The 21,255-nt window shown below is 65.4% G+C and carries 25 protein-coding genes and 1 pseudogene; 15 read left to right on the top strand and 11 right to left on the bottom strand.

All coding sequences use genetic code 11. From position 1 onward, the window contains the following. Positions 1 to 12: 12 nt before the first annotated feature. The 3 genes from QTI66_RS12675 to QTI66_RS12665 are packed head-to-tail and all read right to left on the bottom strand — an operon-like array spanning position 13 to position 2,406. Entirely contained in the window at positions 13 to 234 is a 222-nt protein-coding gene (locus tag QTI66_RS12675) for an addiction module protein (RefSeq protein WP_286559907.1), read from the bottom strand. 40 nt (positions 235 to 274) lie between these two features. Beyond that, positions 275 to 1,204, bottom strand: a complete 930-nt coding sequence (gene argF, locus QTI66_RS12670) for an ornithine carbamoyltransferase (RefSeq protein ID WP_286559906.1) — start codon at positions 1,202 to 1,204, stop codon at positions 275 to 277. Continuing rightward, positions 1,201 to 2,406, bottom strand: coding sequence for an aspartate aminotransferase family protein (locus QTI66_RS12665; protein WP_286559904.1), 1,206 nt, complete (start codon positions 2,404 to 2,406; stop codon positions 1,201 to 1,203). Before QTI66_RS12665 ends, argF begins: the two co-directional genes overlap by 4 nt. Positions 2,407 to 2,579: 173 nt before the next feature. Here QTI66_RS12665 and QTI66_RS12660 point away from each other — a divergent pair, with 173 nt between their 5' ends. From QTI66_RS12660 to QTI66_RS12645, 4 genes are all read left to right on the top strand, one after another. Beyond that, positions 2,580 to 2,921, top strand: coding sequence for a DUF3579 domain-containing protein (locus QTI66_RS12660; protein ID WP_286559902.1), 342 nt, complete (start codon positions 2,580 to 2,582; stop codon positions 2,919 to 2,921). Positions 2,922 to 2,976: 55 nt separating this feature from the next. Beyond that, positions 2,977 to 4,461, top strand: a complete 1,485-nt coding sequence (locus QTI66_RS12655) for a sensor histidine kinase (protein ID WP_286559901.1) — start codon at positions 2,977 to 2,979, stop codon at positions 4,459 to 4,461. Then, a complete protein-coding gene (locus QTI66_RS12650) occupies positions 4,458 to 5,087 on the top strand; it encodes a response regulator transcription factor (RefSeq protein ID WP_286559900.1) in 630 nt (209 codons plus the stop codon). Before QTI66_RS12655 ends, QTI66_RS12650 begins: the two co-directional genes overlap by 4 nt. 133 nt (positions 5,088 to 5,220) lie before the next feature. Continuing rightward, positions 5,221 to 5,718, top strand: coding sequence for a GlcG/HbpS family heme-binding protein (locus QTI66_RS12645; protein ID WP_286559899.1), 498 nt, complete (start codon positions 5,221 to 5,223; stop codon positions 5,716 to 5,718). 141 nt (positions 5,719 to 5,859) lie between these two features. On the opposite strand, the gene rpsT is transcribed toward QTI66_RS12645, so the two are convergent. Further along, positions 5,860 to 6,162: a 30S ribosomal protein S20 gene (gene rpsT / locus QTI66_RS12640; RefSeq protein ID WP_286559898.1), complete on the bottom strand. Its 303-nt coding sequence runs from the start codon at positions 6,160 to 6,162 to the stop codon at positions 5,860 to 5,862. 295 nt (positions 6,163 to 6,457) lie between these two features. On the opposite strand from rpsT, the gene murJ reads away from it, so the two are divergent. Genes murJ through QTI66_RS12625 form a run of 3 tightly spaced genes read left to right on the top strand, consistent with a single transcriptional unit; the run spans position 6,458 to position 9,371 of the window. Beyond that, positions 6,458 to 8,023 carry a murein biosynthesis integral membrane protein MurJ gene (gene murJ / locus QTI66_RS12635; protein ID WP_286559896.1) on the top strand — a complete coding sequence of 522 codons (1,566 nt, stop codon included), beginning with the start codon at positions 6,458 to 6,460 and terminating at the stop codon, positions 8,021 to 8,023. Between the two features lie 47 nt (positions 8,024 to 8,070). Continuing rightward, on the top strand, positions 8,071 to 8,922 hold the full coding sequence (locus tag QTI66_RS12630; RefSeq protein ID WP_286559895.1) for a SirB1 family protein: 852 nt from the start codon (positions 8,071 to 8,073) through the stop codon (positions 8,920 to 8,922). 11 nt (positions 8,923 to 8,933) lie between these two features. After that, entirely contained in the window at positions 8,934 to 9,371 is a 438-nt protein-coding gene (locus tag QTI66_RS12625) for a bleomycin resistance protein (protein WP_286559894.1), read from the top strand. 12 nt (positions 9,372 to 9,383) lie between these two features. Here QTI66_RS12625 and QTI66_RS12620 read toward each other — a convergent pair whose 3' ends face one another. The 5 genes and pseudogenes from QTI66_RS12620 to purM form a co-directional block, all read right to left on the bottom strand. Then, positions 9,384 to 10,382 carry a GlxA family transcriptional regulator gene (locus QTI66_RS12620; RefSeq protein WP_286559893.1) on the bottom strand — a complete coding sequence of 333 codons (999 nt, stop codon included), beginning with the start codon at positions 10,380 to 10,382 and terminating at the stop codon, positions 9,384 to 9,386. Then, positions 10,349 to 10,992 (bottom strand): annotated as a pseudogene (locus QTI66_RS12615) (DJ-1/PfpI family protein). Before QTI66_RS12615 ends, QTI66_RS12620 begins: the two are co-directional and overlap by 34 nt. Then, positions 10,989 to 11,561 (bottom strand): cysteine hydrolase family protein, encoded by a 573-nt coding sequence (locus QTI66_RS12610; RefSeq protein WP_286559892.1) that lies wholly within the window; start codon positions 11,559 to 11,561, stop codon positions 10,989 to 10,991. Before QTI66_RS12610 ends, QTI66_RS12615 begins: the two are co-directional and overlap by 4 nt. Positions 11,562 to 11,672: 111 nt before the next feature. Next, positions 11,673 to 12,725, bottom strand: coding sequence for an AI-2E family transporter (locus QTI66_RS12605; protein ID WP_286559891.1), 1,053 nt, complete (start codon positions 12,723 to 12,725; stop codon positions 11,673 to 11,675). Between the two features lie 20 nt (positions 12,726 to 12,745). After that, positions 12,746 to 13,786, bottom strand: coding sequence for a phosphoribosylformylglycinamidine cyclo-ligase (gene purM / locus QTI66_RS12600; protein ID WP_286559890.1), 1,041 nt, complete (start codon positions 13,784 to 13,786; stop codon positions 12,746 to 12,748). 132 nt (positions 13,787 to 13,918) lie between these two features. On the opposite strand from purM, the gene hda reads away from it, so the two are divergent. From hda to QTI66_RS12575, 5 genes are all read left to right on the top strand, one after another. Then, positions 13,919 to 14,605, top strand: a complete 687-nt coding sequence (hda, locus tag QTI66_RS12595) for a DnaA regulatory inactivator Hda (RefSeq protein WP_286559889.1) — start codon at positions 13,919 to 13,921, stop codon at positions 14,603 to 14,605. Positions 14,606 to 14,632: 27 nt separating this feature from the next. Continuing rightward, a complete protein-coding gene (pcnB, locus tag QTI66_RS12590) occupies positions 14,633 to 16,228 on the top strand; it encodes a polynucleotide adenylyltransferase PcnB (RefSeq protein WP_286559887.1) in 1,596 nt (531 codons plus the stop codon). Beyond that, positions 16,225 to 16,683: a 2-amino-4-hydroxy-6-hydroxymethyldihydropteridine diphosphokinase gene (gene folK, locus QTI66_RS12585; protein WP_286559885.1), complete on the top strand. Its 459-nt coding sequence runs from the start codon at positions 16,225 to 16,227 to the stop codon at positions 16,681 to 16,683. Before pcnB ends, folK begins: the two co-directional genes overlap by 4 nt. Positions 16,684 to 16,780: 97 nt before the next feature. Next, positions 16,781 to 17,425, top strand: a complete 645-nt coding sequence (locus QTI66_RS12580) for a DUF47 domain-containing protein (protein WP_286559884.1) — start codon at positions 16,781 to 16,783, stop codon at positions 17,423 to 17,425. A 10-nt stretch (positions 17,426 to 17,435) separates the two neighbouring features. Beyond that, positions 17,436 to 18,446, top strand: a complete 1,011-nt coding sequence (locus QTI66_RS12575; RefSeq protein ID WP_286559883.1) for an inorganic phosphate transporter — start codon at positions 17,436 to 17,438, stop codon at positions 18,444 to 18,446. Positions 18,447 to 18,461: 15 nt separating this feature from the next. Here the strand turns inward: QTI66_RS12575 and QTI66_RS12570 are convergent, their stop codons facing one another. Then, complete coding sequence (locus tag QTI66_RS12570; RefSeq protein ID WP_286559882.1) at positions 18,462 to 18,908, bottom strand: TM2 domain-containing protein; 447 nt, start codon at positions 18,906 to 18,908, stop codon at positions 18,462 to 18,464. After that, positions 18,905 to 19,432: a GNAT family N-acetyltransferase gene (locus tag QTI66_RS12565; RefSeq protein WP_286559881.1), complete on the bottom strand. Its 528-nt coding sequence runs from the start codon at positions 19,430 to 19,432 to the stop codon at positions 18,905 to 18,907. Before QTI66_RS12565 ends, QTI66_RS12570 begins: the two co-directional genes overlap by 4 nt. A 156-nt stretch (positions 19,433 to 19,588) precedes the next feature. On the opposite strand from QTI66_RS12565, the gene rpsP reads away from it, so the two are divergent. From rpsP to trmD, 3 genes are read left to right on the top strand one after another with little or no spacing between them, the layout of a single operon-like run. Then, positions 19,589 to 19,852 carry a 30S ribosomal protein S16 gene (gene rpsP / locus QTI66_RS12560; RefSeq protein ID WP_028248676.1) on the top strand — a complete coding sequence of 88 codons (264 nt, stop codon included), beginning with the start codon at positions 19,589 to 19,591 and terminating at the stop codon, positions 19,850 to 19,852. Positions 19,853 to 19,870: 18 nt separating this feature from the next. Continuing rightward, positions 19,871 to 20,425: a ribosome maturation factor RimM gene (rimM, locus tag QTI66_RS12555; RefSeq protein WP_286559879.1), complete on the top strand. Its 555-nt coding sequence runs from the start codon at positions 19,871 to 19,873 to the stop codon at positions 20,423 to 20,425. Positions 20,426 to 20,451: 26 nt separating this feature from the next. Then, a complete protein-coding gene (gene trmD / locus QTI66_RS12550) occupies positions 20,452 to 21,198 on the top strand; it encodes a tRNA (guanosine(37)-N1)-methyltransferase TrmD (protein ID WP_286559878.1) in 747 nt (248 codons plus the stop codon). Positions 21,199 to 21,255 lie beyond the last annotated feature (57 nt).

Genomic DNA, 21,255 nt, shown 5'->3' with positions numbered 1-21,255 from the left:
CAGAGAAAAGCATCACAGGGAAATCAAGCGAGCCCGCACTTCGGACCAGGGAACGGGCTTCGCCGCTCCGGACCGCAACGCTTCCTTGCGCTGCCGAATCTCGTCCGCCCAAGCCCTTGCGATGGTGGCGTCATCTTCACCGCCCAAGGTGTCAAGCAGCGCGACGACCGCCGCGCACTCGTCAGGCGTCAGCGCGAGCGCTTCGTCAATGATCTGAGCGGCCCGGGAGTCCAAGCCAGAAAGCCCGATCGTGTTCGCCTGAAAGCGGACCCGACTACTCCACCCGCCCCAGTAACAGGTACTCCATCAGCGCCTTCTGCACATGCATCCGGTTCTCCGCCTCGTCCCAAACCACCGACTGCGGCCCGTCAATGACTTCCGCCTGAACCTCCTCACCGCGATGCGCAGGCAGGCAATGCATGAACAGCGCATCAGGCTGCGCGGCACGCATCATCTCTTCATCCACGCACCAGTCCGCAAAAGCCTTGCGGCGCGCCTCGTTCTCGGCCTCGTAGCCCATGCTGGTCCACACGTCCGTGGTCACCAGATCAGCGTCGCGGCAGGCCTCCATCGGGTCCTTGAAGACCTTGTAGCTTTCACCAGACCGGATGCCCGCCACCGACTGGTCGACCTCGTACCCGCTGGGCGTGCTCACATGCACCTTGAAGCCCAGGATCTCGCTGGCCTGCAGCCAGGTGTTGGCCATGTTGTTGCCGTCGCCCACCCACGCCACCGTCTTGCCCTTGATCGAGCCGCGGTGCTCGATGTAGGTGAAGATGTCCGCCAAGATCTGGCAGGGGTGGAACTCGTTCGTCAGGCCGTTGATGACCGGCACGCGCGAATGCGCCGCGAAGGCTTCGATCTTGGTTTGCTCGAAAGTGCGGATCATCACCAGGTCGACCATGCGGCTGATGACCTTGGCGCTGTCCTGGATGGGCTCGGCGCGGCCCAACTGGCTGTCGCCGGTGGTGAGGTGCACCACGCTGCCGCCCAGCTGATACATGCCGGCCTCGAAGCTCACGCGCGTGCGGGTCGAGGCCTTCTCGAAGATCATGGCCAGCGTACGGTCAACCAAAGGCTGGTGTCGCTCGTAGGCCTTGAACTTCTTCTTGATGAGTGCCGCGCGGGCAAACAGGTGCGCGTACTCGTCAGCCGAAAAATCGGCGAATTGCAGGTAATGCTGGAGGGCGGGTGCGTTGCTCATGTCTTCGATTCTGCAAGAAAGGCCTTCACGATCGGCACGAGGATCGAAACAATCTCGTCGGCCTCGGCCTTGTTGAGGATCAGCGGCGGCACCAGGCGGATCACGCTGTCGGCCGTCACGCTCAGCAGCAGGCCGGCATCGCAGGCCTGGTTGAGGATGATGCCGCAGGGACGGTCGAGTTCGATGCCCAGCATCAGGCCCTGACCCCGCACTTCCTTGACGCCCGACAGGCCAGCAAATTCGCGCTCCAGCGATTCCTTGAGGTGCGCGCCGATCGTGGCCGCGTTGTCCAGCAGCTTGTGCTCTTCCATGATGCGGATCGTCTCGATGCCGGCGCGCATCGCAAGCGGATTGCCGCCGAAGGTCGTGCCGTGGTTGCCCGGCCCGAAGATGTTCGCGGCGCGAGGGCCAGCGACCACCGCGCCTACCGGCACGCCCGAGCCCAGGCCCTTGGCCAGCGGCATCACGTCCGGCTTGATGCCGGCCCACTGGTGCGCAAACCACTTGCCGGTGCGGCCCATGCCGCATTGCACTTCGTCGATCATCATCAGCCAGTCGCGCTCGTCGCACAGCGCGCGCACTTGCCGCAGGTAGTCCCAACGCATCGGGTTGATGCCGCCTTCGCCCTGGATGGTCTCGAAGAACACGGCGACCACGTTGGGGTTGCCTTCGGTGGCCTTCTTGAGCGCATCGATGTCGTTGAGCGGCACGCGAATAAAACCTTCCACCAGCGGCTCGAAGCCCTTTTGCACCTTCGGGTTGCCGGTGGCGGACAGCGTGGCAATGCTGCGGCCATGAAAAGCGGCTTCGTAGACCACGATTTCAGGACGCTCGATGCCCTTGTCGTGGCCGAACTTGCGCGCCAGCTTCAGCGCCGCTTCGTTGGCTTCCAGGCCGGTGCAGCAGAAAAACGCGTTCGTCAGGCCCGACAGCTCGGTGAGCTTGGTCGCGAGCTGTTCCTGCCCTGTCACGTGGTAGTAGTTGGAGCTGTGGATCAGCTTGGTGATCTGGTCCTGCAGCGCCGGCACCAGTTCGGGGTGGTTGTGGCCGAGCGTGTTGACGGCGATTCCGCCGAGGCCGTCCAGGTACGCCTTGCCGTTGGTGTCCCACACTCGGCACCCTTGGCCGTGCGACAGCGCGATCGGCAGGCGGCCGTAGGTGTTCATGACGTGGGGCGACGTGGGCTGGGCGTTGGAGCTCATGCGTTTCTCCGGGTAGGGGAGCGATTTGGAAAGGAAGCGAATTCTAGGCGCCGTGTGTGACCGCGTTCATTGAGGATTGCGCATCACTGCAATGCCCCCTGCCGGGCGGCAAAACGCGGCCCAAAGGTAGAATCCTTGTGCGCCGCAGCAATTGCAGCGGACGTCTCCCATCCATGGTCTCCCCCAACGCCAAAGAAATCTTCATCCAGGGCATCACGAGCGACGGCCGCACCTTCCGGCCAAGCGACTGGGCCGAGCGACTGGCGGGCGTCATGTGCTCGTTCCGCCCGGGTGGCGCGACCCCGGGCAGCCACCTGAGCTATTCGCCCTGGTGCGTGCCGACGGTCATCAACGGCATCAAATGCGTCGTCGTGAACCACGAATTGCGCAACTACGAGCCGATGGCCTGGGATTTCGTCGTTCACTTTGCGCGCGACAACGACCTTCAGTTCGCCGAAGCCTGCTTGGTGCCCGACGCGCTGGAAAAAGCCGCCGCGCAGGCGCCCAAGCGCTGATCCCTGGCGCCGGCGCCGCGAACTGCGCCGCAAACACCGCACAATCCCCGCCGATATGAAACATCGGTTGCGCTCGATTGGCGCCTGGCTTCTCGCATGGTTGCTGCTCAGCGCAGGCGGCGCCTTCTGGCTCGCGCGCGACGGCCTGCGCCAGTTGCAAGACGACTTCGACACGCAGGCGCGCATCGCGCACCGGCTGCTCAGCCAGCAGGTCGTGCAGTACGACGCCGTGCTGGCGACGCTGGCGCTTTTGGGCAGCAGCGAAGACCGGCGCGAAGCGGAATCGCGCCTGAGCAGCGTCTACCCCTCCATCCTGGCCGTCGTGCGGCGTGACGCCTCGCAGGCGTGGCCGGATGCCCGGCTGGCGTCGGCGGAGGCGCAATCGCTTGCTGCCCGCCGGGCGCAGTTGGGGCCGATCGACCTGACAAAAGGTCGCTACTGGCTGGTGATGGCCGCGCAGCCGGTGAGCTACGCGCTCGAAGTCGATCTGGCCAGCACCGTGCCGTGGAGCGACTGGCCGATGGACCCCAAGACCAGCCCGGTGCGACTGGCGCTGCACCTGGGCGAGCGCGAATACCTGGTGCAACCCGGCAGCGCTGCAGGCGGCTGGTGGCACTTTGCATTCCGCAAGCATCTGGCCTCGGCAAGCCAGGATTTCGACGTGGCCGCCGACCGCGACGTGCGCCTGCGTGAATTGCCCTGGGGCCCGATGACGGCCTGGATCGTGGGCGTGGCCGTCGTGCTGGCCGGATTGCGCGCATGGCAGCGCCAGCGCACCGAACGGCGCCGTGCGGAGGAGATGGTGCGATTCGGCCAGGTCGCGCGCCTCAACGCCCTGGGCGAACTCGCCGCCGGCATGGCGCACGAACTGAACCAGCCGCTGACGGCGGTGCTCGCCAACACGCAGGCGGCGCGTCGGCTGCTCGACGATGCCTCCGCGGAAGACTTGGCAACGGCGCGCACCGCCATGGGCAATGCCGTCGACCAGGCGCGCCGTGCGGCCGACGTCGTGGGCCGCTTGCGGCGGGTGATCGAGCGACCGACGGCCGAGGGACGGAGCCAGGCCTTGGTGCTCGCCGACGTCCTGCAGCGCGCGCTGCATCTGCTGGAACCCGAATTCGCCCGGCATGGCATTGCAGCGACGCTGAGTCCCTTGGGCAGTGCGCACAGCGCCCAGAGCCTGCGGGCCCAGGGCGACCCAGTGGCTGTGGAGCAGATCGTTCACAACCTGCTGGTCAATGCGATGCAGGCCCTGGCGCAACACGGCGCGGGCGGGCGGCGCATTTCCGTGCTGTATGGGGCCGCGGGCGAGGGCCGCTGCCAGGTCCAGGTGTGCGACAACGGCCCCGGCATTCCGCCCGAGACGATGTCGCGCATCTTCGAGCCGTTCTTCAGCACGCGCGAGCACGGACTGGGCTTGGGCCTGAGCTTGTGCGAAACCCTCGCGCAGGAAATGAGCGGCACACTCACCGTGGCGCCCGCGCAGGCGGGCGGCGCCTGCTTCACCCTGACCCTTCCTCAACCCGTGCATTCGGCATGACGATGAACGCTCCGCAATCACCGCTGATTCACCTGATCGACGACGACGCGGCCGTTCGCGAAAGCCTGGCGCTGCTCATCGGCACCATCGGCTTGCGTGTGCAGACGTGGAGCGACCCGCTGGAGTTCGTAACGGGTTTCGACCGCAGCGGCATCGGCGCGATCGTACTGGACGTGCGCATGCCGGGCGTGAGCGGGCTCAGCCTGCTCGACACGCTCATCGCCCAGGGCGTGGACCAGCCCATCCTGATGCTGACGGGGCACGCAACGGTCGAGATGTGCCGTCGTGCCTTCAAGGCGGGCGCAGCCGAATTCCTCGAGAAGCCGGTGAACGATGAGGACCTTCTCGAAGCCCTGCGGCTGGCCGTGCAGAACCACGTGAGGTCGCGTGAGCGCGGCAAGACGGATCAGGTGGCGCGTGCGCGATTCGCCCAGTTGTCTGAACGTGAACGCGAAGTGCTGGCCCTCATCGTGCAGGGCTTGACCAACAAGGAGATTGCGAAGTCGCTGCAGCTGTCACCGCGCACCGTTGAAAGCCATCGCGCCAACGTCTTCGCCAAGCTCGAATGCGATTCGCTGGCGCAGATGATCCGGCACTACGCCGATCTCGTCGACGCGGCTGCGTAAGCGGCTGACCTCGTAGAACTACGGAGCGCCGCGCGTAGCCGTACGAATTTACCCGGCGGCTCGCCGTTTCTACAGTGCGTGCAGCGGTGGCGATCAGGCCCCGCATCACTACTCAGACACTCTGGAGATCCCAATGCGTTTCAGCCCCCGTTTCGTTGCCGCCTCGCTCGCCCTTGCCGCCGTCGGCGTCCATGCCCAAGCCGCAACCGTCAACACCCAGAAGAGCCTGTCGCTCGAAGCAGCCAACCAGGTCGCCGCCGGTGCCGTGGCCGCTTGTGCCGCCAATGGCTACGCCGTTGCCGCGACCGTCGTCGATCGCGCCGGCGTCGTGCTGGCCGTGCAGCGCGCCGACAACGCCGGCCCGCACACGCTGGCGTCCAGCGAGCGCAAGGCGTGGACCTCGGCTTCGGCCAAGAGCCCCACGAAGGCCATGATGGAAGGCGCCCAAAAGAACCCCGGCGCCGCGAACCTGGTCAACCTGCCGGGCTTCCTGCTGCTGGGCGGCGGCTTGCCGATCAAGTCTGGCAATGAAGTCATCGGCGCCGTGGGCGTGGGCGGCGCGCCGGGCGGACACCTGGACGAGCAGTGCGCCCAGACGGCGCTGGACAAGGTCAAGTTCGATCCAAGCTGATCGCTTTCAGGAAAATGCGATCGGAGACTTTTCGATCGCCCAAGAAAAAACCGCCCGAAGGCGGTTTTTCTTTTTTTGCTGCAGCGCACCCCGATCAAACGGCGGACCGACGGGCGGTCCGGGCTGTTTGCCTGATAGGCCTCAGGCGGCGGCGGTTGCCAGGGCCTTGACCTTGGCAGACAGGCGGCTCTTGTCGCGAGCTGCCTTGTTCTTGTGGAAGATGCCCTTGTCGGCGACGGTGTCGACGATGCTCTGCGCCTTGGCGAAGAGTTCGGCAGCCTTGGTCTTGTCGCCAGCCAGAACAGCCTTTTCGACGTTCTTGACAGCGGTACGGTATTTGGAACGCAGCGAGGTGTTCGCAGCGTTGAGCTTGACGTCCTGACGGACGCGCTTGCGGCCCGACGCGAGGCGCGGGTTCTTTTTCTTGGGCTTGGTAGATGCCATGACTTAAGGTTTCCTTGTGTCTGGGGATGATGCAGCAAAGCCAAAGATTATAGCCCGCCCCGGGAAAACGGGCTCGCCCCCAGGCTCCGCGGCACTTCGTGCCGCTCCTCCAACCCCCTGCCGGGGGCAACACCAGCGGCCCGGCGAAGCCGGTTCCGCGGTGTTTCACGAACGGGCTTCGCTGCGCTTGCCGTGCGAAAACACGCCGAAGGGCTGGAGAACGCGTCGAATGTTCTGCACTGCTGGATCGCTCGGAAAAAGGGGTGGGGCGGGCAGCACCTACACTTCCCGCGCTGTGTCCCTGTTCAAATCCGCCTCCACCGTTTCCCTGCTGACGCTCGCTTCGCGCATCACCGGCCTCATTCGTGACGTGCTGATGGCGTCGGTATTCGGCGTCAGCGCGTTGACCGACGCGTTCAACGTCGCTTTTCGCATTCCCAACCTTTTCCGTCGGGTTTTCGGCGAGGGTGCCTTCAGCCAGGCCTTCGTGCCGGTGCTGGCGGCGCGCAAGGCCGAGCAGGGTGACGCCGGCGCCAAGGAACTGGTCGACCATGTCGCCACGCTGCTCACCTGGGCGCTGGTGGTGCTGTGCATCGCCGGGGTCGTCGCCGCGCCGCTGATGGTGCTGGCCATGGCCAGCGGCCTCAAGCAGACGACCCACGGCTTCGACGCGGCCGTGGTCATGACGCGCTGGATGTTTCCCTACATCGGCTTCATGTCGCTGGTGGCGCTGGCGGGCGGCATTCTCAACACCTGGCGCCAGTTCGCGATTCCGGCGGCTTCGCCGGTGCTGCTCAACATCTGCCTGATTTCCTCGATCGTCATCGGCGCGCCCTGGTTTCGCGCGCACGGCATCGAGCCGATTTATGCGCAATGCATCGGGGTGATGGTGGGCGGTGTCCTGCAATTGGCGCTGCAATTGCCATCGTTGCGCCGCATCGGGCTGTTGCCGCGCATCGGCGCGAGCTTCGGCGCGATTCGCGCGGCGTGGAACGACCCGACGACGCGCAAGGTCATGCGGCTGATGCTCCCGGCGCTGCTGGGGGTGAGCGTGGCGCAGATCTCGCTGCTCATCAACACGCAAATCGCCTCGCACCTGGCGCCCGGCAGCGTGACGTGGGTGACCAATGCCGATCGCCTGATGGAGTTTCCGACGGCCATGCTGGGCGTGGCGCTGGGCGTCGTGCTCATGCCGCAACTGGCCGGCGCGCGCGCCTCCGGGGACGAAGCACGCTATTCGGCGATGCTGGATTGGGGTCTGCGCATCGTGTCGCTTCTTTCCGTGCCTTGCGCCGTGGCCCTGCTGGTGTTCTCCGGGCCGCTCGTCGCCGTGCTGTTTCACTATGGCCACTACCAGGACGTGGATGTCCAGCGCACCACCTCTGCGCTCGTGGGCTACGGCGTCGGCTTGTTCGGCATCGTGGCCATCAAGGTGCTTGCGCCCGGGTATTACGCGCGCCACGACATGCGAACGCCCATGCGCATCGCCATCGGGGTGCTGATCTTCACGCAGGTCTTGAACTTCTTCCTGGTGCCGCACCTGCAGCACGCGGCGCTGACGCTGTCGATTGGCATCGGCGCGCTCGTCAATTCGCTGTGGCTGCTCGTGGGCCTGATCCGCATGGGCACCTTCAAGCCGGAGCCGGGCTGGCTCCTGTTCGGCGCGCGGATTGTCGCTGCCGCGCTGGTGATGGGGGGCTTTCTCTATTGGGGTGCGCAGCACTTCAACTGGGTCGCGCTACGGGCCGAACCCATGGTGCGCATCGGGCTCATGGCGGGCATGATCGTGGGCGCGGGGGTGTTGTATTTTGTGGTGCTTCTTGCCACGGGACTCAAGTTGCGTGCCTTTGTTCGGCGGTGAATCGCTTCGCGTCTTGACGCTCCCTGAAGCGTCCACTACAAAGACACATGTCCCTGAGCATTTCGGCCCCCACGGCCCTCGAATACTTCCGAACACTCGTCAGCAGCGACGAACACTTTCCGCTGCTCGAGGCGGCTGCGAGCATTGCGCAGGACGAATACCCTGAATTGGACGTGCAGCAGGTGCTGGGCGATGTCGATCAGCTTCTTGCGCGACTCAAGCGCCGGCTTCCGGCCGATGCGGCGCCCTTGCAGCGACTTCGCGCGCTCAACCAGTTCTTCTTTCATGACCTGAGTTTCGGCGGCAACGTCAACGATTACTACGATCCTGACAACAGCTATCTGAATGCGGTGCTGCGCACGCGCCGCGGCATTCCCATTTCGCTGGCGGTGCTGTGGCTGGAACTGGCCCACGGGCTGAACCTGCACGCGCGCGGCGTCGGTTTTCCGGGGCACTTCATGCTGAAGGTGACCTTGCCCAAAGGGCAGGTCGTGATCGATCCTTTCACGGGACGTTCTTTGTCGCGCGAAGAACTCAGCGAGCGGCTGGAGCCCTACAAGCGCGGCAACGGGCTGGTCGGCGAGTTTGATGTGCCGCTGGGCCTGTACCTCCAGCCTGCGACGCCGCGCGAAATCATTTCGCGCATGCTGCGCAACCTGAAGGAAATCCACCAGACGCAAGAAGACTGGCAGCGCGCGATTGCCGTGCAAGACCGGCTCATTGCCTTGCTGCCGGACGCCTGGAACGAATACCGCGACCGTGGGCTGGCGCATGCGGAACAGGGCAATCTGGCCTACGCCGTGCGCGACCTGGAAACCTATCTCGCGCGCGCCGAAGATGCGCTGGACATCGACGCCATTGCCGAACGCTGCGTCGCCTTGCGCCGCGCCTCCAACTAGCGTCGCGCGCGATGGATCCCACCACCGCGCCCAAAGCACCCGATCTGGGCACGCTGCACCAGTTTCACGGGGTGCAGCCGGTGCTGCCGGTGGCGGACGCCGCGCGTGCCGCGCGTTATTTTCGGGACGTGCTGGGCTTCGAGATCGACTTCATCGCCGGCGAGCCGCCAAGCTATGCGCGCGTGAAGAAGGGCGACGACCGCAGTCATGGCGATCCGGTCTACATCCGCTTGTGGCAATGCGGTACCGACATGGCGACCAGCGGCAGCCGCGCGTGGAAGGGCGAGATCGTGATTCACGTCGGGAACGACGTGGACGGGCTCTATGCAGCGTATGTGAAGCGCGGCGTGAAGGTCATCGAGCCCTTGGTGTCGCAGCCTTGGGGCTTGCGCGAGTTCGCCATCCGCGAACCGGACGGGCACGTCTTGCGTTTCTGCGGATACCTATAGCTCTATGCGTCCCTATTGACGCGTGGCCTTCTCGCCGGAAGGCGAGCCGGGCAGTCCGAAGGTGCGCCAAGCGCGGCGCAGTTGCATGTCGGAACCAAAGCCGGAAAGCTCGGCAGCGCGGGTGACGCTGGCGCCGGATTGAAGTGCCACCTGTGCACTGGCCAGCCGCAGGCGCCGCAGATAGGTCAATGGCGCGACACCGGCGTGTTCGACGAACAGGCGCGTCAGGTGGCGCGGCGAGGTGTGGCCCACGTCGGCCATGCGCGGCACGCTCCACTCGGCTTGCGGTTGCTCGCTGACGGCGTCCTGCACGCGATGCAGGGCGGCGTGCAGGTGATTGCGATAGGCCAGGAAGGGCGACAGTTCGGGGTCGTTCGGGCCGCGTCGCTGCGCCACCACCATCGTTTGCGCGACCTTCGCTGCGAGTGCTTCATCGCAGGTCTGGGCAATGCGATGCAGCACCAGGTCGATGCCCGTGGTGACCCCGGCACTGCTGTAGACCGGCGCATCGGGCACGAACACGCGATTGGCCACCACGTCGCAACGCGGCTCGACCTGTCGCAACTCTTGCAGATGATGGTGATGCGTCGTCGCGCGACGGCCGGCCAGCGCGCCGGCATGCGCTGCAAGCAGGGCGCCAGCGCAAATGGTGACCAGTTCCAGCTGTCCACGGCTGAAGCGAAGGCCGCGAAGCCAATGAATGAGTTCCCGGGCCTCGGCGCTGTCGACGCGGATCGTGCGACCCGGCTGTCCGACGAGCACGATCCAGGCAGGTCCCATGGCCAAGTCAGCAGGCAAAGGCGCCAAACCGCTGAGCTTGACGCCGACCGAGGTGACGGACGCGGCGCGCGGGCTGCAGAACTCCAGCACGAAGCGCTCGGGCTGTCCGCCTGCGAGCAACAGTTGGTTGGCGATGCGCAAGGCCTCCGCCGGCCCGGCCCAATCGAGCACGAGGCTGTCGTCGAGCAGCGCGAAGACTACGCGGACAGGGCGACGGGATTCATCGTCCATGTGAAGTCCATCTGGCGCGCGGTGCGCTGCGCCAATTCGTGGCCTGCAAGGCGCGACACCAGATGCAGGCTCATGTCGATGCCTGCGCTGATGCCGGCGGACGTGACGGTGCGGCCGTTGTCGACCCACCGCACGTCGTCGACGACGTCGAGTTCGGGAAACTGTGATCTCAGGTCGGCCACGTCTTCCCAGTGCGTCGTCACACGTTGATCGCGCAGCACACGGCTCGCTGCCAGAAGGAAAGCGCCCGTGCAGACCGACGCCGTGATCTGCGCCGACCGCGCCTGCGCTGCGATCCATGAGAGGACGGCGGCGCTTTGCATCGGCGCGTCCACCACGCCGCCGGGCACGATCAAAACATCGGCTTGCGGCGCGTCGGCGAGCGTGTGGTCCGGCAGCAGTCTCAGGCCGGCGCGAGCCATCACCGGAGCGCCGGTTGCCGCTACGTCAGCCACCGCTTCACGTCGAACAGTGGCGCTTCGCCAGGGTGACGGCGCGCATGCACCCGGCTCGCCGTCGTGAAGACTTCGAAGGGGCCTGCAAAGTCCAGCGCTTCCACCCCGTCGAACGCGAGGATCAGCACCCGCAGTGGACGCGCCGGCGATGTCATGCCGCCACCGGAGGGACGATGCGCGCGAGGGCTTCGTCCACGCTCGAAATGGTTGCAAAGCGCCCGCTCAGGACGGTCGCCGTCCGCGCCTTGATGTCGTTGGCCGCGAGCGGCGTGCCGTCCGGTTGCGTCATGTCGAAGGTCAGGGTTGCTTCGGTGACGAAGTCGATGGCCCAGCCCAGGTCGCTGGCGTGGCGCGTGGTGGTCTCGCAGCATTGTTCGGTGCGGATGCCGCTCACGATGAGTCGCCCGATGCCGTGTTGCGTGAGCCACACGTCCAGCCCCGTGCCCACCAATGCGCTGTGGCGCCGCTTCTGGAAGGTGGCAACCGCTTCGAAGGGCGTCAACTCGCTGAGCGGGCGCACATGCCCGGATTCGACCGCGAAGGAATTGCTTGCGACCGCCGGACCATCCACGTGAAAGACCCGCACGATCGGCACGCCGGCCGCGGCGCAGCCCGCGATCAGGGCGTTTTGTGCCTCGACGTAAGCGGGCAGGTCGCGGGGAGTGAAATACGGGCGATGGCGAAAAGACTCCTGCGCATCGATCACAATCAGACAGCTTTTCATTCGTGGGGCTCCTTCTGGAAGTTCTTGACCATACGTCAATTTTCCTTGGGCCGCACGCGATGGATCCGCGCGTCTTGAGACCAGAACCGGTCAGATCAGGACATTCAGGGCCTACACCAGCCCGACAGCTTGCAGTTCTTTCTTGAGGTAGGCATAGAACAGCGGCGCGGCCACCAGCCCTGCCGGCCCGAACACCGCCTCGGCCACGAACATGACGGCCAGCAGTTCCCACACGGCCATCTGCGTGCGGGCGCCGACGACCTTCGCATTGATGAGGTATTCGGCCTTGTGGATGGCGATCAGGAACGCCAGGCAGGCCACGCCAACCACGGGCGACACCGAAACACCCACCACGGTGATCACGCCGTTGCACACGAGGTTGCCCACGATCGGAACGAGTCCGGCGAGAAAGGTGAGCGTGATCAAGGCAGGCGTGTAGGGCAGTTCCGTCTTCCAGATCGGCAGCACGAACAGCAGGAAGACGGCGGTGAGCGCGGTGTTGAAAGCCGCGATCCAGAACTGGGCCGCGACGATCTGGCGGAACGCGTCGCCGAACAGCACGATGCGCGCGTGCAGCGCCTGCGCCAGTGGGCGCGACGACTGCTGGCGATGCGTGGCGGCAGCCAGCGCGCCCACGATCAGGCCCACATAGGCAAAGAGCAGGGCGTTGAGCCACGCGCGGCCGGCCTGCGCCAGCGAACCCGCCTGCCCGGTCAGGTACCTGGCAACGATACGCTGCAGGTCCGCGGCGCCATCGGGCAGATAGGCGGCGATCTCCGGCGACAGCTTGGAGCGCAGTTCGAGCACAGTGCGCGCCGTGTAGTTGAGCAGTTCGCGGTATTGCGCCGGCGCGTCGAGCATGACCTCGCGCGACTGGGACAGGGTGCCGGTCAGGATGGCAATCGGCGACAGCACGACGATGGTCACTGCCACGACATTGGCGACCATGCGCCATCGCTCCGGCGTGCCACCCAAGCCGCCCAGCCAACCCGCGAGGCGGCGGGCAAACCAGCGCACCAGAAGAAACGCGACGCAGGCCGCGAGCAGCCCTGTCAGCAGATGCGCCAGCAGCACCGTGACCAGTCCGATGGCCATCAGCGCATAGCTGGCCAGCACCACGTTGCTCGAGCGTGTGTAGGTCGGGAGCTTTGGCGGGTTCTCCATCGAGTGTGCGGACTTCCGGATCAGCCGACGACGACTGCGGCACCGTTGCCGCGCTCGCCGATCGTCCCGATTTCAAAGACGCTCTCGCCGGCGGCACGCAGGGTGTCGGCGCAGGCCCTGGCGCCGGCAGGATCAATCACCACCACCATCCCGATGCCGTTGTTGAAAGTGCGGTTCATCTCGATGTCGTCGATGCCTGCCACCTTTTGCAGCCACGCAAAGAGTTCGGTTTGCGGCCAGCTGCCCTTGCGCAGATGGGCGGCCGTGCCTTCGGGCAGCACGCGCGGAATGTTTTCGAGCAGGCCGCCGCCGGTGATGTGCGCCAGCGCCTTGATCGGATGCGCGGCCAGGGCTTCGAGCACCGGCTTCACATAAAGGCGCGTGGGCGCCATCACCGCTTCGCGGAAAGGCTTGCCGTCGAGCGTGGCGGGCAGGTCGCTGCCGGCGCGCTCGATCACCTTGCGCACGAGGCTGAAGCCATTGGAATGCACGCCGCTCGACGCCAGGCCGAGCACCACATCGCCGGGCTTGACGTTCTGACCGGTGAGGATCTTCGACTTCTCGACAGCGCCGACCGCAAAGCCGGCCAGGTCGTATTCGCCGGCCGGGTACATGCCGGGCATCTCCGCCGTTTCGCCGCCGATCAATGCGCAACCGCTGAGTTCGCAGCCGCGGGCAATGCCGCCGACCACCGCAGCGGCCGTGTCGACATCGAGCTTGCCGCATGCGAAGTAGTCCAGGAAGAACAGCGGCTCGGCGCCTTGCACCAGCACGTCGTTCACGCTCATGGCGACCAGGTCGATGCCGACGGTGTCGTGCATGCTCCATTCGAAAGCGAGCTTGAGCTTGGTGCCCACGCCGTCGGTGCCCGACACGAGCACGGGTTCCTTGTAGCGCTTGGGCACTTCGAACAAGGCGCCGAAGCCGCCGATGCCGGCAAGCACGCCTTCGCGCATCGTCTTCTTGGCCAGGGGCTTGATGCGGTCGACGAGCGCGTCTCCCGCGTCGATGTCGACGCCTGCATCCTTGTAGCTGAGCGGGGTGGAAGAAGCGGAAGTCATGGCGTCCAATAGGGGAGTAAGAGGAGGGATTCGGTGTGTGCGCAACAGGTGCGCCGGGGGCCGTGTGGCCGGGCCGATAGAATTCTTCACGATTTTAAGGGCCGGGAAGGCCCACTCAGGAACCCCTTTCGCATGAAGCAGCTCGCGCTCGACATCGGCTTGACCACGGGTCCGACGCTCGATGGCTTCTTTGCAGGCCCCAACGAGGCGGCCCTCCGACACCTCCAGCTCTGGATCGGCGGCACCCGCGGTGCCAGCCTGCATTCGCCTGTGCCCACCTATCTTTGGGGTGAAAGCGGCAGCGGCAAGACGCATCTGCTCGAATCCGTGCGCACCGCCCTGCGCGAGCAGGGCGCGCAGGTGGGCTGGCTGCATGCCGGCCTGCAGGAGCCACCCGAGTTCGACGATGCATGGGCAGCCATCCTGCTGGACGACGTGGAAACCTACACCGCCGTGCAGCAGCACGCGGCGTTCACCTGGTTCGTCAATGCTCAGAGCCTGCAGCGTGGCGTCGTCGCGGCCGGCGCGCTGCCGCCTGCCGACCTGACCCTGCGCGAAGACCTTCGAACGCGCCTCGGCTGGGGCCATGTGTTCCACTTGCAGGTTCTCACCGAGGCGCAGCGGCGTTCCGTGCTGCGCCAGGCCGCCGATGCGCGCGGCCTCATGCTCTCCGATGACGTGCTGGACTACATGCTCCACCGCTTCAGCCGGGACCTTGGAAGCCTGATGGAACTGCTCGTGCAGCTCGACGGCTACGCGTTGCAGACGCAAAGGGCGATCACCATCCCGCTGATCCGCTCGATGCTCGAAAATGAATGAGCGGGCCTGGCTCGCCGAACAAATCCAATGATCAAGAAATTCATCGACAAACTGCTGGGCAAGACCTCCGGCGCCGCCAGTGGCAAGTCGCGCTTCGGCAAGCGCCGTGAGGTGCCGGCCAGCGAGCATGGCATCGATCCGGCGCTGGTGGACGAGCGGGCCCGCAATGTCGTGACGACGCTTCAGGGGGCCGGCTTCGAGGCCTACGTGGTCGGCGGTGCGGTTCGTGACCTGCTGCTGGGCCTGCGTCCCAAGGACTTCGACGTGGCCACCAACGCGACGCCGGAACAGGTCAAGTCGCTGTTTCGCCGCGCTTTCATCATTGGGCGGCGCTTTCGCATCGTCCACGTGGTGTATGGGCGTGGCCGCGAGCATGAGGTGATCGAGGTCTCGACCTTCCGCGCCTACATGGACAACACCGCCGCCGAGCAGGTGTCGGGCAACGAGCGCACCAGCAAGGGCGAACTCGCGGCCATGAAGCATGCGGTGGACGCCAGCGGGCGTGTGCTGCGCGACAACGTGTGGGGCCCGCAGGACGAAGACGCCGCGCGGCGCGACTTCACCGTCAACGCCATGTACTACGACCCGGCGAACCAGATCGTGGTCGACTATCACAATGGCATCAAGGACGCGAAGAAGCTCACCCTGCGCATGATCGGCGACCCGGCGACGCGTTATCGCGAGGACCCGGTGCGCATCATTCGCGCCATCCGCTTTTCCGCGAAGCTCGCGGGGCTGGGCTTCAAGCTCGAACCCAAGACGGCTTCGCCGCTCGTGGATTCGAGCAAGCTGTTGGCGGATGTGCCGCAAAGCCGCTTGTTCGACGAAATGCTCAAGCTGCTGCAGACGGGCCATTCCATTGCCACGGTCGAGCAGTTGCGTTTCCTGGGCCTTTCCAAGGGCATTTACCCTCTGCTGGACGTCGTCGTCGACCGCGCCGAACTGCCTTTCGTGAAGGCCGCGTTGCAGGACACCGACCGCCGCGTCGGCGAAGGCAAGCCGGTGGCGCCGAGTTTCCTTTTGGCCTGTGTGCTCTGGAGCGACGTGCGCGAAGGTTGGGCGCAGCGCATCGAAGGGCGCCACGGACAGCGCGGACAGCCGCCGTTCCCGGCCTTGCAGGACGCCATTGACGACGTGTTCAACGCGCGCATCGGCGACGTGTCGGGCCGCGGCAAGCTGGCCGCTGACATGCGCGAGATCTGGATGATGCAGCCGCGCTTCGACAAGCGCAGCGGTGCGACGCCCTACAGCCTGGTGGAGCAGGCGCGCTTTCGCGCCGCCTTCGACTTCATGCGCCTTCGCGCCGATGTGGGCGAGGTGAACGAGGCGATTGCCGAGTGGTGGCAGGAGTTTTCCACCGCCGACGACGCCCGCCGCCAGGACCTGATGGACCAGGTGCGCGACGAGCAGCGTGAAAAGGGCAAGCGCGTGCACAGCCGCGCACCGACGCCCCGGTCCACGCCGCGCGAAACGGCCGTTGAAGGCGCCGAACCCGCGAACGAAGGCAATGCCGATCATGGGGGCGGCGGCGCAGACACCGCGCCCCGCAAGCGCCGTCGCCGCCGCAAGCCCCGCGGCGCGGGTGGCGGCGGAGAAGGCGGCGCAGCGGCCAGCGGCGAATGACCGCTACGGCCTACGTCGCGATCGGCGGCAACCTGGGCGATGCGCGCAGGACCGTCGAAGACGCGATGGCCGCGCTCGCCGAATTGCCCCAAAGCCGCGTGCTGGCGAATTCGTCGCTTTACCGGACGGCGCCCGTGGACGCGACGGGGCCTGATTTCATCAACGCCGTGGTCGCGATCGAAACCGGGCTGGCACCGTTGGACCTCCTGGCCCTGTTGCAGGCGCTGGAGCTTCGCGCCGGCCGTGAGCGCTCCTACAAGAACGCGCCGCGCACGCTCGATCTGGATCTGCTCATCCATGGCAACGAAGTGATGGATACGCCCACGCTGACCCTGCCGCATCCACGCATGCATCAACGCGCATTCGTGCTGGTGCCACTGGCGGAAATTGCGCCTCACCTGGTGCCGCCAGAGCAACTTGCCGGCGTCGCCGGACAGGCCATCGAACGCCTCTGAAGGCGTTTCGGACACCTTCTGAACCCGGCCAATTACACTTACGGGTTCAGAAAGGCGTCATCACGGCGTCAAGAATACCGACTAAGGGAACACCGCCATGTTCGGCAAGCTGCTGCCCCGCGAGGGCAATTTTTTCGAAATGTTCAACCAGCACGCCGAGCGCATCGTCGAGGCGGCGCGTGCATTTGAACAACTGGTCGCCAACTACAACGACCTGCATTTGCGTGAGCAATACAACCGCGACGTCGACAACGCCGAGCGCGCGGCCGACCGCGTGACGCATGAAGTCAACCGCGTGCTGCACAAGACCTTCATCACGCCGATCGACCGCGAGCAGATCCACAAGCTCATCAACACGATGGACGACGTGGCCGACCTGATCCAGGACTCGGCCGAAACCATGGCGCTCTATGACGTGCGCCACATGACCGACGAGATCACGCGACTGACGATGCTGAGCGTCAAGTGCTGCGAGCGCGTGAAAGACGCGGTCAAGTACCTGAGCAAGATCACCGATCCGGCCATCGCCGAAGCGACGCTCAAGGCTTGCGAGGAAATTGACCGGCTGGAATCCGACGCCGACCGCGTCATGCGAAGCGCCATGAGCAAGCTGTTTCGCGAGGAGCCGGACGTGCGCGAAGTCATCAAGCTCAAGGCGATCTACGAACTGCTCGAAACCATCACGGACAAGTGCGAGGACGTGGCAAACGTGATCGAGGGCATCGTCCTCGAAAACTCCTGAGCCTCGCCCCATGGATACGGTTCAGGTCAGCCTGTGGGTGGTGGTCTTGCTTGTCGCCTTGGCGATAGCGTTCGACTTCATGAACGGCTTCCACGATGCGGCAAATTCCATTGCCACAGTCGTTTCAACGGGCGTGCTCAAGCCGGCGCACGCCGTTTTGTTTGCAGCTTTTTTCAACCTGATCGCCATCGGGGTGTTCCACCTCAGCGTGGCGGCGACCGTCGGCAAGGGCATCGTCCAACCGGGCGTGGTTGACGTGCACGTGGTGTTCGGCGCGCTCATCGGCGCCATCACGTGGAACCTGGTGACGTGGTACTACGGCATTCCCAGCAGTTCGTCGCACGCGCTCATTGGCGGCATCGTGGGTTCCGTGATGGCCAAGGCGGGCTCGAGCGCGCTGCTGGCTTCGGGCATCTTGAAGACCGTGGCATTCATTTTCGTGTCGCCCCTGCTTGGCTTTCTGCTCGGCGCGCTGATGATGGTCGCGGTGGCGTGGATTTTCCGGCGCGCGACGCCTTCCCGGGTCGACCGCTGGTTTCGACGCTTGCAGTTGGTCTCGGCCGGCGCCTACAGCCTGGGCCACGGCGGCAACGATGCGCAAAAGACCATCGGCATCATCTGGATGCTGCTGATCGCGACCGGCTACGCATCGGCCACCGCCGAAGCACCGCCGACGTGGACCATCGTGAGTTGCTACACGGCCATCGCCCTGGGGACCATGTTCGGCGGATGGCGGATCGTCAAGACCATGGGCCAGAAGATCACCAAGCTCAAGCCCGTGGGCGGGTTCTGCGCTGAAACGGGTGGCGCCTTGACGCTGTTCCTTGCAACAGGACTGGGCATCCCGGTGTCGACGACCCACACCATCACTGGCGCTATCGTGGGCGTGGGTGCTGCGCAGCGCGCCAGCGCGGTGCGCTGGGGCGTGGCGGGCAACATCGTCTGGGCCTGGATCTTCACGATTCCAGCGTCGGCGTTTGTCGCGGCCATCGCCTACTGGGTGAGTCTCCAGATTTTCTGAGCCGCGCCCGCGCGGTTATTGAGAAATCTTCCGGCCTTCTTCGATCTGGTGTTCGAAGTAGCGCTGGAAACTGAACGCGATGCTGGCCATCAGCACGGTGCTGCCGATCAGCAGCGAGACGACCACAGCGCCGATGGTGAGCCAGCCCGTCTTGCCGGCAGCCGAATCTGCTGGCGCTCGCGGGTTGAAGCGCGCGTTCCATTTTTCCGGCGTCGTCAGGCCGTAGATGATGGCCATCAATGCACAGCCAGCAATGGTGAATCCGACGAAGGGAATCAGCACCCAGCTCAGGCCGTCGTCCAGGCCATAGGTGCGCGCGCGGTGCACGCCGTAGAGGCCGAGCAGTGTCGGGATGGGAAGGAGCCAGCCCAGGAGGTCTCGGGGCCCGCGCAGGTAGAAGCGATGCAGCCCCAACGGGCCACCCAAGAAAGCGAGCCAGGCTGCGAGTGTCTTGTTTTTCATTCGGGGCGCGTCGTGCTGCCTTCGCCGAGCACCTTCTCCATCAGCACGATGTCGCGCCATTCGCCGAACTTCCAGCCGCAGTCCTTGATGACGCCGACGTGGCTGAAGCCCTGTTTGCGATGCACGCCGACGGAACCCAGGTTGGCCGAATCGCCGATCACGGCGATCAGCTTGCGCACGCCGACGGCTTCCGCCGCCTGCTCGAGGGCGGCCAGCAATTGCACGCCAAGGCCTTGGCCACGCGCGGCCTCGTCCATGTAGATCGAGTCTTCGGCCGAGAAACGGTAAGCCGGACGCGGCTTGAACCAGTTGCAATAGGCAAAGCCCAGCAACTGCCCCTCGCGCTCGGCCACGAGGTAGGGGAGGTTCTTGGAGAGCACGTCGGCACGGCGCGTGGCCATGTCCGCCGCCGTGGGCGGCTCGGTTTCGAAGGTGCCCGTGCCGTGCAAAACGTGGTGGGCGTAGATGGCCGAAATGGCGTCGACATCGTCGTCGCGGCTGGGGCGAATGGTGAACTTGGTCATGAAATCGAGCCGTCGGGCTATAATCGTGGGCTATTCAGCGTGTCGCTGGCCGGGTGGCCATGTCGCGTGTCTCAACGCTGAAAGAAAATGCTGAATGGGTTGGTGCGCACTTTGGCGTGGCAACAAGGTCCATCAGCACCACCCGAAGGATAAATCATGGTCGTCATTCGACTCTCCCGCGGCGGCTCCAAGGGCCGTCCGTTTTTCAACATCGTCGTGTCGGACAAGCGCGTTCGCCGCGATGGCCGTTTCATCGAACGCCTGGGCTTCTACAACCCGACCGCCAAGGAAAACGAAGAAAGCATCCGTATCGCCCAGGACCGTCTGACGTACTGGAAGAGCGTTGGCGCGCAAGCCTCGCCCACGGTCACCCGCCTCATCAAGCAAGCCGCTGCTGCCGCCCCCAAGGCTGCCGCCTGAGCAAGCCCTGCACACGCGATGCTGCCTGCCCTCGAAGCCGCCGAATTGCCGGCGGACGCGATTGAAGTGGGGCGCATTGCGGATGCCTGGGGCATCAAGGGCTGGTTCAAGGTCCTGCCCCACAGCGCCCAGCCCGAGGCGCTTTTTTCTTCCAAACGCTGGTTCCTTCGGCCTCCCGGTTCGACGGCAACGAGCGCTTTTCGCCTGAAGATCACGGAAGCCAAGGAGCATTCCGACTGCATCGTGGCGAACTCCCCCGACGTGCCCGACCGCAACGCGGCCGAGTTGCTGCGCGGTGCGCGCGTGTTCGTGCCCCGCTCGAGCTTTCCCTCCGCCGCCGAAGACGAGTACTACTGGGTCGACCTCATCGGCTTGGCGGTCGTCAACCGCGAAGGGGTGACGCTCGGCACCGTGCGCGAACTGCTGGCCACCGGCCCGCAAACCACGCTGGTGCTCGATGACATGCAAGAGGGCAAGCCCGTCGAACGCATGATTCCCTTCGTCTCGGCCTTCGTCGACAAGGTGGATCTGGCCGGCCGCACCATCACGGTCGACTGGCAGGCCGACTACTGACGCGGGCGCAGGCCCGGCCTCGTGCCATGCGCTTCGACGTCATCACGCTCTTTCCTGAACTCTTTACGCCCTTCCTTGCGAGCGGCGTGACGCGGCGCGCCTACGAGTCCAAACAGGTCGAGGTGGTGCTGTGGAGTCCGCGCGACTACGCCGAAGGCAACTACCGGCGCGTGGACGATCGCCCCTTCGGCGGCGGTCCCGGCATGGTGATGATGGCGGAGCCGCTGTCGGCCTGTCTTGATGCCGCTCTCGCGGCGCGCGGCGAATCCGCGCCGGTCATCCTGTTTTCGCCGACAGGCGAGGCACTGCGCCATGAGACGGTCGAACACTGGTCCGCCAGTCAGGGCGCGGTGCTCGTATGCGGCCGCTACGAAGGCATTGACCAGCGCTTCATCGACACGCGTGTCACGCACCAAATGAGCCTTGGCGACTTCGTCCTGTCCGGTGGTGAGATCCCGGCGATGGCCTTGCTGGATGCCGTCGCGCGCTTGCAACCGGGCGTGCTCGGCGATGAGGCGAGCCATGTGCAGGACAGCTTCAATCCGGCGCTCGATGGGCTGCTCGATTGCCCGCACTACACCCGTCCCGAATCGTGGAACGGCATGGGGGTGCCGGCGCCGCTGATGTCCGGCAACCACGCCCTGATCGACCGCTGGCGCCGCGACCAGCGCCTGTCGATTTCGCAGCAAAAGCGCCCCGAACTGGTCGACGCCGCCCGCGCCGCAGGCAAGCTTGGCAAGGCCGATGAGGCAAGTCTCAAAAAAAAGCTATAATCTTTGGCTCCCCGATCCTCTGGCCGGCCGCGATGCCTTTGTCATCGCCTTTAGTGC

The organism is Variovorax brevis, assembly GCF_030317105.1.
Lineage (GTDB): Bacteria > Pseudomonadota > Gammaproteobacteria > Burkholderiales > Burkholderiaceae_C > Variovorax > Variovorax brevis.
This window is presented reverse-complemented; position numbering and strand designations above follow the sequence as displayed.